Origin of the sequence: Lactobacillus delbrueckii subsp. bulgaricus, from assembly GCF_046938665.1 — a bacterium.
GTDB classification, from domain to species: domain Bacteria; phylum Bacillota; class Bacilli; order Lactobacillales; family Lactobacillaceae; genus Lactobacillus; species Lactobacillus delbrueckii_C.
The window spans coordinates 14973-29812 of sequence record NZ_JBKZCD010000026.1 but is presented as its reverse complement, the minus strand read 5'-3'; the positions used below and the strand labels follow the sequence as shown (position 1 = coordinate 29812).

The 14840-nt window shown below is 52.7% G+C and carries 15 protein-coding genes; 4 read left to right on the top strand and 11 right to left on the bottom strand.

Annotated features, from left to right (window positions below; translation table 11 throughout):
- Nucleotides 1-25: 25 nt before the first annotated feature.
- The 5 genes from ACLUXO_RS08765 to ACLUXO_RS08745 all read right to left on the bottom strand — a co-directional run bounded on the left by ACLUXO_RS08765 (nucleotide 26) and on the right by ACLUXO_RS08745 (nucleotide 4660).
- Nucleotides 26-892, bottom strand: a complete 867-nt coding sequence (locus ACLUXO_RS08765; protein WP_412137231.1) for an alpha/beta hydrolase — start codon at nucleotides 890-892, stop codon at nucleotides 26-28.
- The gene (locus ACLUXO_RS08760) at nucleotides 858-1652 is read right to left on the bottom strand and encodes a YibE/F family protein (protein WP_412137230.1); all 795 of its coding nucleotides are present in this window, start codon (nucleotides 1650-1652) and stop codon (nucleotides 858-860) included. Before ACLUXO_RS08760 ends, ACLUXO_RS08765 begins: the two co-directional genes overlap by 35 nt.
- Nucleotides 1649-2758: a YibE/F family protein gene (locus tag ACLUXO_RS08755; RefSeq protein ID WP_412137229.1), complete on the bottom strand. Its 1110-nt coding sequence runs from the start codon at nucleotides 2756-2758 to the stop codon at nucleotides 1649-1651. The genes ACLUXO_RS08760 and ACLUXO_RS08755 overlap by 4 nt, the downstream gene beginning before the upstream one ends.
- Before the next feature lie 120 nt (nucleotides 2759-2878).
- A complete protein-coding gene (locus ACLUXO_RS08750) occupies nucleotides 2879-3523 on the bottom strand; it encodes a helix-turn-helix domain-containing protein (RefSeq protein ID WP_412137228.1) in 645 nt (214 codons plus the stop codon).
- A gap of 48 nt (nucleotides 3524-3571) precedes the next feature.
- A complete protein-coding gene (locus ACLUXO_RS08745; protein WP_412137227.1) occupies nucleotides 3572-4660 on the bottom strand; it encodes a D-alanine--D-alanine ligase family protein in 1089 nt (362 codons plus the stop codon).
- A 148-nt stretch (nucleotides 4661-4808) separates the two neighbouring features.
- On the opposite strand from ACLUXO_RS08745, the gene ACLUXO_RS08740 reads away from it, so the two are divergent.
- Nucleotides 4809-6143, top strand: a complete 1335-nt coding sequence (locus ACLUXO_RS08740) for a CAP domain-containing protein (RefSeq protein WP_412137226.1) — start codon at nucleotides 4809-4811, stop codon at nucleotides 6141-6143.
- 37 nt (nucleotides 6144-6180) lie between these two features.
- A complete protein-coding gene (locus ACLUXO_RS08735; RefSeq protein WP_270448399.1) occupies nucleotides 6181-6831 on the top strand; it encodes a Crp/Fnr family transcriptional regulator in 651 nt (216 codons plus the stop codon).
- A gap of 39 nt (nucleotides 6832-6870) precedes the next feature.
- On the opposite strand, the gene ACLUXO_RS08730 is transcribed toward ACLUXO_RS08735, so the two are convergent.
- From ACLUXO_RS08730 to ACLUXO_RS08710, 5 genes are all read right to left on the bottom strand, one after another.
- Complete coding sequence (locus ACLUXO_RS08730) at nucleotides 6871-7704, bottom strand: hypothetical protein (RefSeq protein ID WP_412137225.1); 834 nt, start codon at nucleotides 7702-7704, stop codon at nucleotides 6871-6873.
- A gap of 10 nt (nucleotides 7705-7714) precedes the next feature.
- Complete coding sequence (locus ACLUXO_RS08725) at nucleotides 7715-8395, bottom strand: TetR/AcrR family transcriptional regulator (protein ID WP_013438970.1); 681 nt, start codon at nucleotides 8393-8395, stop codon at nucleotides 7715-7717.
- A gap of 190 nt (nucleotides 8396-8585) precedes the next feature.
- The gene (locus ACLUXO_RS08720; protein ID WP_412137224.1) at nucleotides 8586-9587 is read right to left on the bottom strand and encodes a ribose-phosphate diphosphokinase; all 1002 of its coding nucleotides are present in this window, start codon (nucleotides 9585-9587) and stop codon (nucleotides 8586-8588) included.
- Between the two features lie 93 nt (nucleotides 9588-9680).
- Nucleotides 9681-10340 (bottom strand): alpha/beta fold hydrolase, encoded by a 660-nt coding sequence (locus tag ACLUXO_RS08715; protein ID WP_300615489.1) that lies wholly within the window; start codon nucleotides 10338-10340, stop codon nucleotides 9681-9683.
- The gene (locus ACLUXO_RS08710) at nucleotides 10324-11160 is read right to left on the bottom strand and encodes a glycosyltransferase family 2 protein (protein WP_412137223.1); all 837 of its coding nucleotides are present in this window, start codon (nucleotides 11158-11160) and stop codon (nucleotides 10324-10326) included. Before ACLUXO_RS08710 ends, ACLUXO_RS08715 begins: the two co-directional genes overlap by 17 nt.
- Nucleotides 11161-11328: 168 nt before the next feature.
- Between ACLUXO_RS08710 and ACLUXO_RS08705 the strand changes: the two genes are divergently transcribed.
- Nucleotides 11329-12285, top strand: coding sequence for a DUF1002 domain-containing protein (locus tag ACLUXO_RS08705; protein WP_412137222.1), 957 nt, complete (start codon nucleotides 11329-11331; stop codon nucleotides 12283-12285).
- Nucleotides 12286-13049: 764 nt separating this feature from the next.
- On the opposite strand, the gene ACLUXO_RS08700 is transcribed toward ACLUXO_RS08705, so the two are convergent.
- Nucleotides 13050-13823, bottom strand: a complete 774-nt coding sequence (locus tag ACLUXO_RS08700) for a ribonuclease H family protein (RefSeq protein WP_412137221.1) — start codon at nucleotides 13821-13823, stop codon at nucleotides 13050-13052.
- Between the two features lie 71 nt (nucleotides 13824-13894).
- Here ACLUXO_RS08700 and ACLUXO_RS08695 point away from each other — a divergent pair, with 71 nt between their 5' ends.
- A complete protein-coding gene (locus ACLUXO_RS08695) occupies nucleotides 13895-14839 on the top strand; it encodes an alpha/beta hydrolase (RefSeq protein ID WP_412137220.1) in 945 nt (314 codons plus the stop codon).
- Nucleotide 14840: the final 1 nt, after the last annotated feature.

The window sequence follows — 14840 nt, the reverse complement described above, 5'->3', positions numbered from 1 at the left end:
CTAAGCAGGTCCTTTTAGCCTAATTCTACTGGTAAAGCTGGGTCAGCTTGTCCTTGTTTTCATCGTAGTTGATCCCGGAGAAAAGGTGGTCCAGCCACTCCAGGCTCAAACTAAACCAGCGGGCCGTGTGGGGATTGCCCTGCCAGAAGATGTCTTCCGTGGACAGTTCCGGCGTGGCCAAAGAGTAACCGTGGTAGCCAATGTCAAACATGTGGGCCTCACACTTGACCTTGTTTTTAAACAAGGCCTCTTCATAAGCCATGGCATTGGTCGGCAGGCAGATCGGGTCGTTCCAGGACTGGAAGATGAAAGTTGGCGGGGTCTGAGGACTCACCCCCAGGGCCGTATCAACAAGCTTGGGGTCAGGCGGCAGGGCCCCGTCAGCCCGGCCGCCGATTTCAAAGGCCACCTTGTGGACGTCAGTCAAAGGGTAGCCCAGAATCGTGGCGTTTGGCCGGACCTGGTCCCCCTCATAGCCATACTTTTCCTGGTAGACTGGCTCATCAGCCAGGTAATTGGCCGCGCTGACGATATGGCCGCCGGCAGAAAAACCAATCGTCATGATCTTACTTGGGTCAATCTGGTATTCAGCCGCGTGCTCCCGGTAATAGCTGACCGTGCTCAAGACGTCCAGGCCGGCATCAGGATAGATCATTCCTTCGTCTTGCAAAAGATTGTAGCTGACCACGCAGGCGTTGAAGCCCCGGCTGACATAGGCCAGGGCTACTGGCTCACTTTCCTTGACTGACAGGTGGGTAAAGCTGCCGCCCGGCACCACGATGGCCAAGGGACGGAGCTTGTTCAAAGGCGGCCGGTCGCCCGTAACCGTGTAGGTCTGCAGCTGGTAGGTCCGGCCGTTAAAGTTCTTGATCTCTAGTTTTTTCGTTTCCATTTTTTGCCTCACTTTGCCGGCTCATCCCCTTGGCCAGCAAAAAGGTTGCCAAAGGAACCGTCAGCAGCACACCGAGCAGAGAATACATGATGATCAGTGCTTCGTTTACAAAAAGTTTATCATTAATTACCTCACTAAAGGAATAGTGGAGCCGGTAATACCATAAAAAGAGGGACAAAAAGCTGCCAAACATCCCGTAAATGATGGTGTTCATGGCCGTGCCCAAAACGTCGTAGCCGATGGCTGCCCCGCTCTTCATCAGCTGCTCTTCCGTAATATCCGGCTTGGCCTTCTTCAGTTCCAAAATCCCCGAGCTCATCGACACGGCGGCTTCCGCCACCGCCCCAAGGGCGGAGAAAATGGCTACGGTAACGGCGATCTGCCCGTAGCTGATCCCCGGCATCTGGGAGTGACCCAGGAGGATTTCCCCGGCTTCCGGCCCCAGGCCGGCGGCTTGGGCCAGGTATTGGATGCCTAAGATCAAGACGCTAACGAGGGCTAAGACGATCAAAGAGGCGTAGAAGGAATTTTTGGCCACGGTATAGTCATGGGTGCCCAGGAAGATGATCGTGACCAGCTTGAGGGGCACGAAAATCGCGGTAATAATTGGAATGCTCAAGCCCCAGGAGATAAGCATGGCCACCAGGACCAGCAAGAGGCTGTTGATCAGGACGCTGAAGAAGCTGCGGATCCCGGTTTCCCCGCCGATGACGGTCATCAAGATGGCCAAAACGATGATTAAAGCGCCAAGGCTGCTCATTCTTGCTTCCCCCCTTTCTGCGGCTTTTTTAAAAAGAGGAGGCTGCAGAGGCTGGCAAAAACGATGGTCAAAACGATCCCGATCGCTGAAACAGCGCTCTGCGTCGCCCCTAAGGACATGGTGAAGTTAAAAGTCGTCGCGATAGTGTTATTGTCCCGGAAGTACAAGATTGTTTCCGGCAGGGCTTCAGAAATGAAGATCAAGACCAAAACATTGATCAAAGGCCCCATGATCTCCTGCCCCATCGTCCGCCCGCTGGCCAGCAGCTCCTTAACGGTAATCTCAGGCTTGTGCTGGATCAGTTCATACAGGCTGGAAACGATGTCCGTCGCCTCGTCCATAACTGCCCCAAGTACCCCCAGCAGGGCCTGGGCCATGAAGATCCCCCGCGTGTCCTGGGTGGCATAGTCGCCCATTTCATAGTTGAGGTAGGTCTCCCCGGTCAGTTTGATAACGGCATAGCAGAGGGCAAAAGAGACAAAGACCCCGAGCAGGGTCGCCAGCCAGGTGACCAGCATCTTTTTGTTCACCCCCTGCACGATAGCCAGGCTGAAGAAGGAGAAGACGATGTCAGCCAGCGAGAACATCCAGATGATCCCGGCCCCGTTGACCGCCACGTCCCACAGGATCAAGCAGTAAAATAGGATCCAGCTGATAGCCATGGAAACAATCAAGTGCCAGCTCCGCCGGCCGACTACCGCCACCATCAAGGCCAGGGTAATAGCCAAGGTCATGACCAGGATCCAGTCTCTTTTTGGTGAAACTAGGGCCAGGCTGCCATCAGTCACTGTCACGAAGACCCGCTCGCCTGCCCGGTACTTTTGGGTAACCAGCTGGGAAGGGTAGTAGGTGTTGACCGTTTCAAAAGTCTGCCCCTTGTACTTGCCGGTCAAGACTTGAACGTGCAGGTACTGCCGGCGTTCTTCATCCTTATTGCCGTAAATATCAGTTTCTTTTTTCAGCAGGCGGTCCTTGATCTTCGTGTCCGTGATCACCGCCACCGGGTTCTTATAGCCGGTCGTCTTAAAATAGGTCAGCGCGGCCAGGCCCAGACCCAGGGCCAGCAGGACCAGGGCGGCCAGGAAGCGCTGCTTTTTCGTTTCCATCCTCTTTGTATTTGCCTTTCCATTTTTTGCTAGTATTTAGCTCTTTTCATTTTAATGCAAAAAAAAGACCGCTTTCGCGGTCCCCTTTGATTTTTAAGCTTAATTTAGCAATTTGCGCCATTATTTAAAAATTTTCTTCCACCAGGGAGTCTTCTTAGGTGCCAGCTGCATGTCAGCCAGGGTCCGGTAGGTTGGCGCCCCCTTGGCCGCGTTCTCCTGGGCCCGGCTGAGCAGTTCCCGGTGAACTTCCTGGTCGCTCTTGGCCATGTCAGCCACGACCTGGGCCCTTTTCTGCTCCGGAGTGACCGGCTCATCTTCTAAAAAGCCATCATCAAAATCCGGCAGGTCCAGGACATCGTCGGCTGGCTCAACAGAATCAATCTGCTCTTCAGCAGCTTTTTCTGCCTTAGCCGCTGTCAGCTGGGCCAGCTGCTCTTTCAGTTCAGCAATTTCCTGGTCCTTGGCAGCCAGGGCGGCTTCCAGCTGGTCTTCCCTGGCGCTTTTTACCGGTGCTTCTTCCTTTGCACCAGCAAAAAGTTCCTGGGCCGCCTGGTCGACCTTCTGCCCTGCCTTGACCAGGGCCTGCATTTGCTTCAGTTTTTCCAAGTCTTCCGGCCGGTAGCGGCGGGCATTCTTGACCCGGGGAAAGTAAGCGGGTGAAGCAGCCTTCTCCACCGCCTGCGAATACTTGCGCAGGGTGTTCTCGCTGACCCCAAGGGCCTGGGCGGCTTCACTGGTCTTCATCTGCTCACTTTTCTCACTCATGTTCTGACTTTCTTTCGCAAAAAACTAAATTTTCAAAGTACTTTTTTCTTAGTCGTGCTTGTGCAGGAGGGTCTTCTTGTGGGCGTAGCGCTCTTCAGCCAGCTCGATCAAGCGGGTGATCAAGTCTGGGTAAGAAATCCCGGCTTCTTCAAACAGCTTCGGATACATGCTAATGTTGGTAAAGCCTGGCAGGGCGTTCAATTCGTTGAAGATGACTTCCCCGTCGCTTTCTCTAAGCATGGAGTCAACCCGGGCCATGCCGCTGCATTCAGTGATCTGGTAGATCTTCAAGGCGTTTTCCCGGACCTTTTCCGCGGTTTCTGCCGGGATCTGGGCTGGAATCTGCAGGGTCGTGGTTGATTCCGCGCTGTACTTGTTTTCGTAGCTGTACCAAGTATTGTCGGCGTTGATGATCCGGCCGACCCCGGAAACTACCGGGTGGTCGTTGCCCAAAACGGCGGTTTCAACTTCAGTGCCGACGATCCCTTCTTCAACCAAAACCTTGTCATCGTACTTGAAGGCTTCGGCCAAAGCTTCAGTGTAGTTGCTGTCGTCAGTTACGTGAGTGATGCCGACAGAAGAACCCTGGTTGGACGGCTTGACGAAGAGGTTGTTGGTGCCCAGCTGGCCGCTGACCCAGTCGTAGCTGAGCTTTTGGTTCTTGGCGTCCTCATATTCGTAGCGCTTGATAGATACCCACTTGGCTACCGGCACGCCGGCTCTTTGGGCCAGGATCTTGGTGAATTCCTTGTCCATGGTTACGGCTGCCGCTAAAACGTCAACCCCGACGAAAGGCTTGTCGATCAGGCGGAAGAGGCCCTGCAGGACCCCGTCTTCACCCAGGTTGCCGTGGACGATTGGGAAGAGCACGTCCAGTTCCGGCCGGGAAGCCAGCTCGATCAAGTTGGAAAGGTTGGCCGTCTTGTCAGTCTTTTCCACCATGTAGCCCGGCTCTTCCAGAACCTTGTATGAATCAGCTTCACTGGCCACGTAGCCGGAGTTCGTGATCCAGATCGGGTGCACGTCAAACTTGTCCTTGTCGATTGCCTTGTAGATGTTGCCGGCTGAAGTGATTGAAACTTCGTATTCGGAGGAGTTCCCACCAAAAATCAAACCAACTTGTGTTTTTTTCGTCATTGTTTTGTCTCCTTTTATCAATTCTGTATTATACCGAAAAGTCGGGCTTTTGGCGCACTTTCCGGGCAAATTTTAAGCTTTTTTAGCGAAAGCGCTTAATGGCGAAAAAAGCAAAAAATCAGCTATAATAGAAACTAGAAAGGGGTTGATGAAGATGCGTCATAAACCAGTACTGCTTTTACTGCCGGCAATTCTTCTGGCAGCAGGACCCACGGCTGTCCAGGCGGCGGAATTCACGCCGCAGGAACAGGCAGAGGTGCTCCGTTTTCAAAGAGAATACCAGGCCTTGAGCAAGACCGTCTACACCCAGCAGAATATCTATGCCAGCAAGCCTTCCTTGAAGAAGAAGTTCAAGGCGGGCAGCTTAAAGTCCAGCTACATCAACGAGCAAGTCGCCTACATCAACTACTACCGTGACCTCTTCGGCTTAACTGCCGTCAAGACGACCAGCCAGGACAACAAGAATGCCCAGACGACGGCTGCCATCATGGCCGCCATCAATGCCAACCCGTTCATCAACCAGCACGGGCTGCCAAATGAGAAGCGGCCAAGCTACATTTCCAAGAAGAACTGGCTTTTGGCCCAGGACGTTTCCAACTCGGCCAACCTCAACTTCAATGCCAGCCCGCAGACGGCCGGGGACGTCGTGACCGACCTCTTGACCGACCGCTATAACCTGTCGGGTTCTGACACCGGCCACCGGGCCTGGCTCTTATCCACCCGCTTAAGCAAGATTTCAGTCGGGGCAGCTTACGGGACCAATGGCTACCGCTACTCGGTCAACCAGGTTTTAAATGTAGGCGACAGCGCGAGAACTGCCAGCCGGGAAATGGTGGCCTATCCAAACGCTGGGGTCTTCCCCCTGGAACTTTTAAATGGACAAAACATCGCCTGGTCTTTATACTTTTCAAACAAGGTCGTAACTTCAACGCCAAAGATCACCGTTACTGACGATGACACCGGCAAGACGGTCACGGCCAGCCAGGTAGCCAACTACAGCGAGTATGGCTTTGGCAACTTCCAGACCGTGATCACCTACTACCCAAGCAAACTGCGGCTGACGGCCGGCCACAAGTATACGGTCAGAGCCGGCAACCTGGCTACTTACAGCTTCAAGCTCTTCAAACAGAGTAGCAGCCAGACCTACTCAAGCAAGGTCTCCTCTTCCAGCACCCAGAGCAAGAACAAGGTCAGCCAGCAGGACCTGCAAAACAAGGGCCTGGCCAAGTACCTCTACAAGGTCGGCAAGAACATCTCCACCGTCAAGAGCAAGAAGATCACCAATGCCAAGGCAGTCAAGAAGACTAGCAAGGCTAAGAAATCTACTAAGAAATCCAGTAAAAAGTCCGCGAAAAAGTCTAGTAAGAAGTCTGGTAAAAGATCTAAGGCTAAAGCTAAAAAGTCTAGTAAGAAAACTAGTAAAAAGTCTAAATCTAAAAAGACCAGTAAGAAAGCTGCCAAAAAGTCTAGCAAGAAGAAGTAAACAAGTAAGAGTATAAGTTAAAGCAAAACAGACAACTATGCACCAACACGACGAGTTAAATTGTATCAGCCACGTGCCGATTTTTAAGAACCTCCCCCTGGACCTGCGCCAGGACTTGGTTCACATTTCGACCCACCAGCAGTTTTTTAAAAAAGGGAGCTTGATCCACGCCCCGGGCGACGGCCGCCTGTCAGTCATGTCCCTGGATTCCGGCCGGGCCAAGGTCTACAGCCTCAGCCCCGACGGCCATGAGCAGGTCCTCAGCTTGATGCAGGAAGGCGACATCAACGGGGAGGAAAACCTCTTTGACACGGAAAACGATGACCTCTTCATCGAAGCCCTGGAAGACAGCACGGCCTGCTCCATCAACTATTCTGACTTCCAGGACCTCCTGCTCAAGTCCCCGGAGCTTTCCCTGCATCTCTTAAATGAATTCGGCAAGCGCCTGGTCAGCGCGCAAAAGAACGCCATGCGCCGCAACAGCCTGGAAGCTGGCCCCCGCCTCTACGCCAGCTTGAAAGACTACGCTGACGAAGCCGGCTCCGATACCTTCACCCTTCCCTTGAAGAAGAAGGACCTGGCCAGCCTGCTGGGCATCACCCCTGAAACTCTCAGCCGGGAGTTCTCCAAATTAAAAAAGGATGGCTACATCGCCGCCAAAGGCAAGCAGATCACCATCCTTAAATAGCAAACTAAAAAGGCAAAGCCCAACGGCTTTGCCTTTTTACTATCTTGAAGTCGCCTGCCATGGAATGGCACTGACCACGTATAAAATAACGCCGGCGATCACGAAGTCCAGGAAGACCCCGCTGGCGATTTCCAGCCAGTAGCCCAGGTCCGCCACGGTAATCACCGAAGTGTCCATAAAGATCGGCACCATGGCCAAGAGCCCGTAAACCAGGATGAACCAAAAGGCGGTCCACATCAGCCCGGCTGTCATGTCGTGAACCACTGCCCGCTTGGTGTGGCTGGCAAAAGCCTCCCGCAAAATCGAGACTACGGCCACCAGGCAGAGCAGGATCACCAGCAGGTTGACGATCCGGATGATCGTGATCAAGTTGGCCTCTAACATGACCGTGGCCAGGTCAAAGGCGTTGCTGACGATGTAGACTGAAGAATCGCTCTGCTTCTTCAGCTTCTTGCGGATAGCGGTCACCTGGTCGGTATCCGTCTGCTCCTTCTTCAAGATCACGGCCTTGATGTCCTTAGCCAGGTCCAGATTGCTGGTATGGATAAAGTGCCAGCCATACTTGTAGTCGATGATCAAGTCGGCAACTTCCCTGGCCTGGTCATCAGAGATCAAGTTCTTTTCATCGCTGGACCCGTTGACAATCGTGGCCAGGCGGTTGAAGTGGCTGTTGACCTGCTGGCTGACCACGACCGTGTTGCTGTCGGTCTTGATGGTCTCCTTCATAAAAGCAGGATTCAGGAAAGTTCCCGTGGCCAGCAGCAAGCTGAGCAACAAGAAAGCTATAAAGGCCAAGGGACGCTTGTATTCTAACGCGTTGTCCACGATTTCATAGTTGTTCCTTCGTCTGTGCGTTCCGGAACTTTCTGCCATGCGCTTGCTCCTAACTGTAAATTACCTTGCCTTCGTCAAACATGGTGTCGATCGCGTGGTGGACCTCACCAATGTTGCTGTCGTCAATGATCCCGTGTCCTTCTTCCAATACGGCGTCGATTTCCGCAGGATCCGCGTGCAAAAAGCCGTACATCAGGGAACTGGTTGAGTAGTCCGCCATTTGTTCGGCGTTAAGACCGTGCTTTTCCCGGTCACGATACAAACGGCCAACCCCTGTAATGATAAAGGCAATCCCGGTCCGGATTTCCTGGTAGTTGCTGTATTCGGAAAAAGCATTGTGGGACTTCATCCATTCGTCCAGCATCCGGCTCCAGTTGTCCAAAGAAGTCTGGTCAGTAAAGGCCTCCGTAATTACCCGGTCCAGGCCCTTGTCCGTCATTCCCAAAGTCGCGATCGTGTAGATTAAAGCGTCCACCCGGGTGAAGGGGTTCTTCTTTGGCGCGTGATAGTTTATTTCTACCTGGTCCCACATAGTATTGAACAGGTTTCTGACAATGTCAGTCATCAGTCTTGCCTTGTGGGGGTAGTAAGACTGCAGCAGAGACTTGGAAATTCCCGAGTTCTCCGCGATCATCTGCAAGGAAACATGGTCAAAGCCATTGGCTCTGATCAAACGGAAGGTGTTGTCCAAGATCTCCCGCCGTCTCTGCATGTTCTTTCTTCTTGCCATCGATCATCTCATCCTCTCTGTAAAAGTTAATAAAATTATAGCAAGATTTCCTTGCCTAATTACAGCAATAACACTTGCTTTTATCCAAATCTGTTATTTTTCTTGTTTTATTAAGTCACATTCCCAAAAACAATAGAAACAACATAAACAAAAAAGGGAGACCGCTAGCGGTCTCCCGGTTGATCGCGCCTTAGTCTTTGGTGAAGCGGTTTTGTTCATCAAAAATGTCGTGAATTGAGCGATCGTTGTAAATATGGTCAATCCCCTTGGCCAGCAGGCGGTCAACTGAGATCCGGACCATCCGGTCAGGATACTTTTCATGCTTGATGGTATCCGTAACCACGATTTGTTCCAGCGGCAAGCCATTCAAGATCTTGATCGCGTCTTGTGAAAGCAAGGCGTGAGTAGCAGCCGCGTAAACCTTGGTCGCGCCGGCAGCGAAGACTGACCGGGTTGATGAAGCCAAGCGGGTGCCAGTGTCGATCAAGTCGTCAACGATAATGCACTTCTTGCCCTTAACGTCACCGATCATGTCGTGGACGCTGTCATCGTAGCGGGCCCCGCGCTGGTCAACGATGGCAATCGGCGCGTTGAAGTACTGGCCGAAGACCCGGGCCAACTTGGTCCCGCTGTGGTCTGGTGAAACAACGACCACGTCGTCGTCATCCTTGGACGCGATCCCGTTGTCCAGGAAGTACTGGGCCAAAAGCGGCATCGCGTGCAGGTGGTCAACCGGCACGTTGTAGAAGCCCTGGATTTGGGAAGCGTGCAAGTCGATGGTCAATACCCGGTCGATCCCAGTCAGCTGGAGCAGGTTGGCAATCAGCTTGGCCGTGATTGGTTCCCGGGACCGGGTCTTGGTGTCGGAACGAGAGTAGGCCAGGTACGGGATCACGCAGTTGACCGTGTGGGCTGAAGCCCGGTGGAGGGCATCCAGGACAATTTCCAGTTCCATGAAGTTTTCATTGACTGGATCTTGAATTGACTGGATGACGAAGACGTCACAGCCCCGGACGCTTTCCGCGATGTTGACCTGGATTTCACCGTCGCTGAAGTGGTGAACCGTCGTTTCGATCAAAGGAACGCCCAGCGTGCTGGCTACCTTTTCGTTCAATTGCGGATTGCCGCCGAGCCCGATCACCTTCATCGGGTTGAGCAACTTATGAATTTCTTCTTTTGTAATTGATGTCATCATGAGCCCCTTAGAAACACTCTCATTAACAGAATCTATTGTATCTACAGTAACATTATAGCAAAGGTTCGGCTTTGATCGGCCTTTTTCTCATTATTCCTTGCAAAAATCTTTGATCAAGTCCAAAATCTTCAAGCTGTCTACCACGTAGGAATCGTGGGTCTGCCGCGGCATCAAGGCCAGGCGGCCATTTGGAATCAAACTGCTGTACCAGCGGACATGTTCGACTTTGACCCAGTCATTTTCCCCGACCACGCAGAGAACCGGAATCTTGATCTGCTCTAGACTTTCCGGCTCCATATAGGATTCGGTAAGCTCCACCCGGCTATCGCGGTCAAAGCGGAGAAAGCGCCGGACCCCTTCAGTCAAGTAGTGGTACTTGTGGATCCCCCGGCCGTCGATAAAGACCCCGGCCACGATTGCCTTGCCCAGGATATCGGGCTGCTGGCTGGCCAGCATCAGGGTCACCAGGCCACCGGAGTCATAGCCAAAGACGTAAGGCCGCTCCAGGCCCAGCTCCTTGATGAAGACGGCCAGGTCTTCCACTTCAGTCTGGTAGTGCTCAGCCCCGTCGCCGCCGCTTAAGCCGTGCCCCCGCATGTCCAGGGTATAGACCGTGTAATACAGTGACAAAGGCGCGATCACCTTGCTGTACATTCCACCGTCCAAGTGGTGGCCGTGCAGCAGGATCAGGGGCTGGCCCTGACCGAGCTTTTGGTAGTAAAGATCGACTCCATTAACTTTGATGATCATCTTTGATCCTTTCCCTTACATAACTGCCTTGGTATTCCTGGGTTTGCGGCCGCTTGCTGAGGACTTTCTGCCACAAGTGAGAAAAAATGCTCTTGTAAATCGAAATATTGGCCCCCACGATGCTCCAGAAGTGGTCCCAGCTGACCGTGTGCACCGCGCTGTCGGCTCTTTGCCAGTAGTGATAGAGCGGCACGGAGCTGTAGTAGCAGCCCTCCGTCTGCATCAGATAGTCAATATTGAAAACCTGGTCTTCCATCAAGTCCAGGTCCTCGTTAAAGCGCAGGTGCAGGCGGCGGACCAGCTGGGTCTTGTAGCACTTGTTCCAGGTATAGCCCTTAACCGGCGAATGGGCACTGCCCAAGACCTTTAACACGGCCTCAAGCCGGGTCAATTCCCCCTCAACCGGTTTAGTAATCGGCACGGACGGCTTCCCTGCCTGGTCGACATAATAACCGCAGGTTACCATGTCATCGTCCGGGTGGCGGTCAAAAGCCTTGATAAAGTAATCCGTGTAGTCTGGCTCAACCCAGTCGTCTCCATCGTGAAAAATAAAATACGGCGTGTCAACCATGTCCAGGCCTAAGTTCCGGGCGGCGGCCACCCCTTCATTGGCCTTGCTGACCAGGTCGAAGGCCTGGAAGCGGTCCTGGTAGCTGGCCGCGATTTTCGCGGTTGAGTCAGTCGAGCCGTCGTCAATGACCAGCAGCTTGAACTGCTGGTTCTTCTGCTCAAGCAAATAGTCCAAGGCTCTGGCCAGGTATTTCTCTTGGTTGTAAACAGTCATGATGACCGTCAGCTTCAAGTCAGCATTTGCTCGCAAAGCCGCATCCCCCTCTCCAAATCCATCCTTTTCATTATATCATCTTCGCCAGGAATCTGCCGCCAGCCGGGGCCTGCTTAAATTTTTGCTAAGGGAGCTACCCCCAAAACAAACTCTAGTATAATTATAGGCGGAGCATGAAAGCAGAAAGCAAGGAGACTTATCAAAATGAACACGAAAATCAAGAAAATCATTACGGCCTGTGCCCTCTTCCTGGGCCTGGGCTTAGCGGCCGGCAGGGTCTCTGCCGCCGAAGACACCACCCCGGTTATTACCCTGGGGACCTCATTAACTGCCAGCCAGAAGCAAGGCACCCTGGACGTTTTAAAGGGGGCCCTCAGCGACTCCAGCAGCTACAATACCTTGACGGTAACGGGCAGCGATCTGGTTACCTACCTAAACCCGTCCGGAAGCTCCTTTACCTCCTCTTCCGGGGTCTGGTCCAGTGCTGCCATTGAGAAAACCAGCTCTGGCAGCGGGATCAACGTCCGCATCCTCAACTACAACGGGCAAAACAACATCACCACTATCACCGCCAACCAGTACCGAAACGCGGCGGTAACGGCCGGGATCACTGACGCCAACATCTACGTCACTTCCGCGATCCCGATCGATGGTTCCGGCGCTCTGGCCGGGATCTACAAGGCCTACGCCAAGAGCGGGGAGAAGCTGAACCAGAAGCAGATCACCGCGGCCCAGGACGAATTGAACACCTTAAGCGGGATCACCAAGGAAAACAAGGGCAAGGACGGCTACTCTGACGCCCAGCTCAACAATGCCGTAGCCGGGGCCAAGAAGGAAATGGCCCAAAAAGGCTCAAACATCACCAAGAACCAGATTATCACGATCGTCAACAACCAAATCGAAAACAACAATCTGACCAACGTGATCACCAACGAACAGAAGCAGCAGATCGTCAACATCCTGGTTGAGATCCGGGACTCCGGCGCCCTCAACTCCTCTTCTTTCAAGCAGCAGGCCAGCCAGGCCATGAGCGCCATCCAGAAGAGCGCCAAGGGGATCTTTGCCAAGCTGAACACCAGCGAAAACCGCAATGCCCTGCAGAAGCTCTGGGACGCCATCGTCAACTTCTTTACCAGCCTCTTCTCCAGTTTTGGCAAGTAAAAACATGACCCTGATTATTCAACCGGGGTCATTAAGTTAAGGGATTGACATCAAGAAAGAACTGTATTATCCAAAATTTGGGTAGTACAGTTCTTTTGACTTTTGTAGGATTCGGAATAAAAATAAACGCGGAAGTGCTGGATGGCTAAAGAAGGATTATGAGGAGTTACTGTATATGATTTCGATGTATATCGGGATGACCAGGTCTAACCGAAGTTACAATCGTAACATACATCCAAAAAGTGCAGTAGTTTTCAATTACAGACTCTAATTTTGTCGTGCGCAGAAATAAAAAACTTGTTCAAGAATCATACCCAAACGGCGTGATATTGAACAAGTTTTTATTTAGAACCACTTTATGGTCAATGGCAATCCCTTAACTTAATGACATTGTCATTCAACCGGGGGCATTTTTTCGTCCTGGCTTGATATGTAAAGATGAACAGTTTCGTCAACAAGCAAAATTCTACCCCATAGTTTACGTAACCAAGCCGTAAATCGCAAAATCCTGCCCCGTAGTTTACGTAACCAAACCGTAAATTGCGAAATCCGGCCCCGTAGTTTACGTAACCAAACCGTAAATTGCGAAATCCGGCCCCGTAGTTTACGTAGCCAAACCATAAATCGCAAAATTCTGCCCCGTAGTTTACGTAGCCAAACCATAAATCGCAAAATTCTGCCCCGTAGTTTACGTAGCCAAACCATAATAGTTGCTGTTTACATCTGCTGGTCTTTTGTGCATTAAGTCATCACAAATGATTTTTCTATTTCTGCATCTGGTCCATGTACTTGTTGAGCAGGCCGTCGACAAAGTTGTTGCCGGCACTGCTAGCGTGACCCTTGACCCATTCAAATTCCGGCTGGGCAAACTTGGCCATTTCCTTGGCAATCTCCTGCCAGAGCTCGCGGTTGGCAACAGGTGACCCGTCTGCCTTCTTCCAGCCCCGTCTCTGCCAGCCCTTGATCCAGGCCGGGCCCTGATCGTTGTCGCTGACAGCCTTGATGACATACTGGGAGTCTAAAGAGAACAAGAGGGGCTGGTCATTTAAGCCCAGTTCTTCCAGCTTCTTCAAGCTTTCCAAAAAAGCAGTCATTTCCATTTCGTTGTTGGTGGCCCCAAAGCGGCCGCCGCTGGCGGACAGCTTCTGGCCGCCGTATTCGATCAAATAAGCCCAGGCTGCCTTGTCGTCTGCCTGCACGTGCCCGCCCTTGTGGGTCCCGTTGTTCCGGCAGCCCCCATCGGTAAAAATGTGGGCGGCATACTTCGAACTTGCCGCAAATTCTTTTTGGCTTTCAGCCTGCTTTTTCTTGCTTCCGCCCTGTCTGACCTTGGCGATCGCGGCCTGCAGCTTGTCCTCTGCTCCCTGCAAGGCCTTGAGGGCGTCTTCCGGGTCCATTTGCTGGTAGTCCAGGGCCTCCATTATATTGCTGAAGGACTTGTATTCTGCCCCGGGAAAGCCCTTGACCTGCTCTTCGGCCTCAGGCCAGCTGTGGTAGATTCCTGGCCGGTAGCCTTTTTTAACAACATAAACTTTCATCTGCTCCCTCTCTTCTGCTAAAATGGTATGATGTTTACAAAGCAATTGTATCAGAGAAAGGAGGGGCGACTGTGCTCTTTTTTAATTCTAAAAAGTATGCTGAAGAAACTGAAAAAAAGCGCGGCAAAAATCCCGATCCCCGGGACCACTCCCTGGCTATGATGTTCTTCTTGGGCATCCTGGCAAGCTTTCCGCCTTTCCGGATCTTTCTGAAGCTGCGGGGCAAGCGGGTCAGCGACCTGGCTGAAAACCAGGCCAGCGGCTCTAACCAGGTTCCGATCATCTACGTCCATGGCTTCCGCGGCGGGGACTACACCACCAGGGTGATGGTTGAAGACGCCCTCAAGCAAAAAGGGGACGCCCGCTTTTTGAAAGTCGAGGCTGACTTAACCGGCCGGATCAAGCTGACCGGCTGCTATACCGGCGACAAGCAGCCCATCATCCAGCTGGCCTTCAAGGACCGGATTGCCGGCTACCAGGCCATCAACTACTATCTCAGCTTCATCCTGCCTTTTCTGAGCAAAAAATACGGCTTTACGCGCTACAGCGCCGTGGCCCACTCCTTGGGCTCGCCCTGCGTGGTTGCTACGGAAATGCGCTATGCCAAGCGGAAAAACTTCCCCCACCTGGCCAGCTGCGCTTTGATCGCCGGCCCCTTCAACGGAGTCATGTACCTGGGCGACATCCCCAATGTCAACCGCCTGACGGAAAGCGGCCGGCCCAGCATGATGACCCCGCACTATTCCTACATGCTCCGCCACCGGCGGGACTTCAGCCCCAGCATCCGGGTTTTGAACATCTACGGCAACGTCCTGGACACGACCAATTCCGACCGCTTCATCTCCGTGGTTTCCGCCAAAAGTATCCGCTATATCCTGGCCCCGGGCGCGGTCTACTACCAGGAAGTCGAGGTCCGCGGCGACAACGCCGAGCACTCGCAGATGCATGACGAGCCCTTCGTCATCGGCATCCTGGACCGTTTTTTAGGCTTAGACAAAATCAAGAAAGGAATTTAAA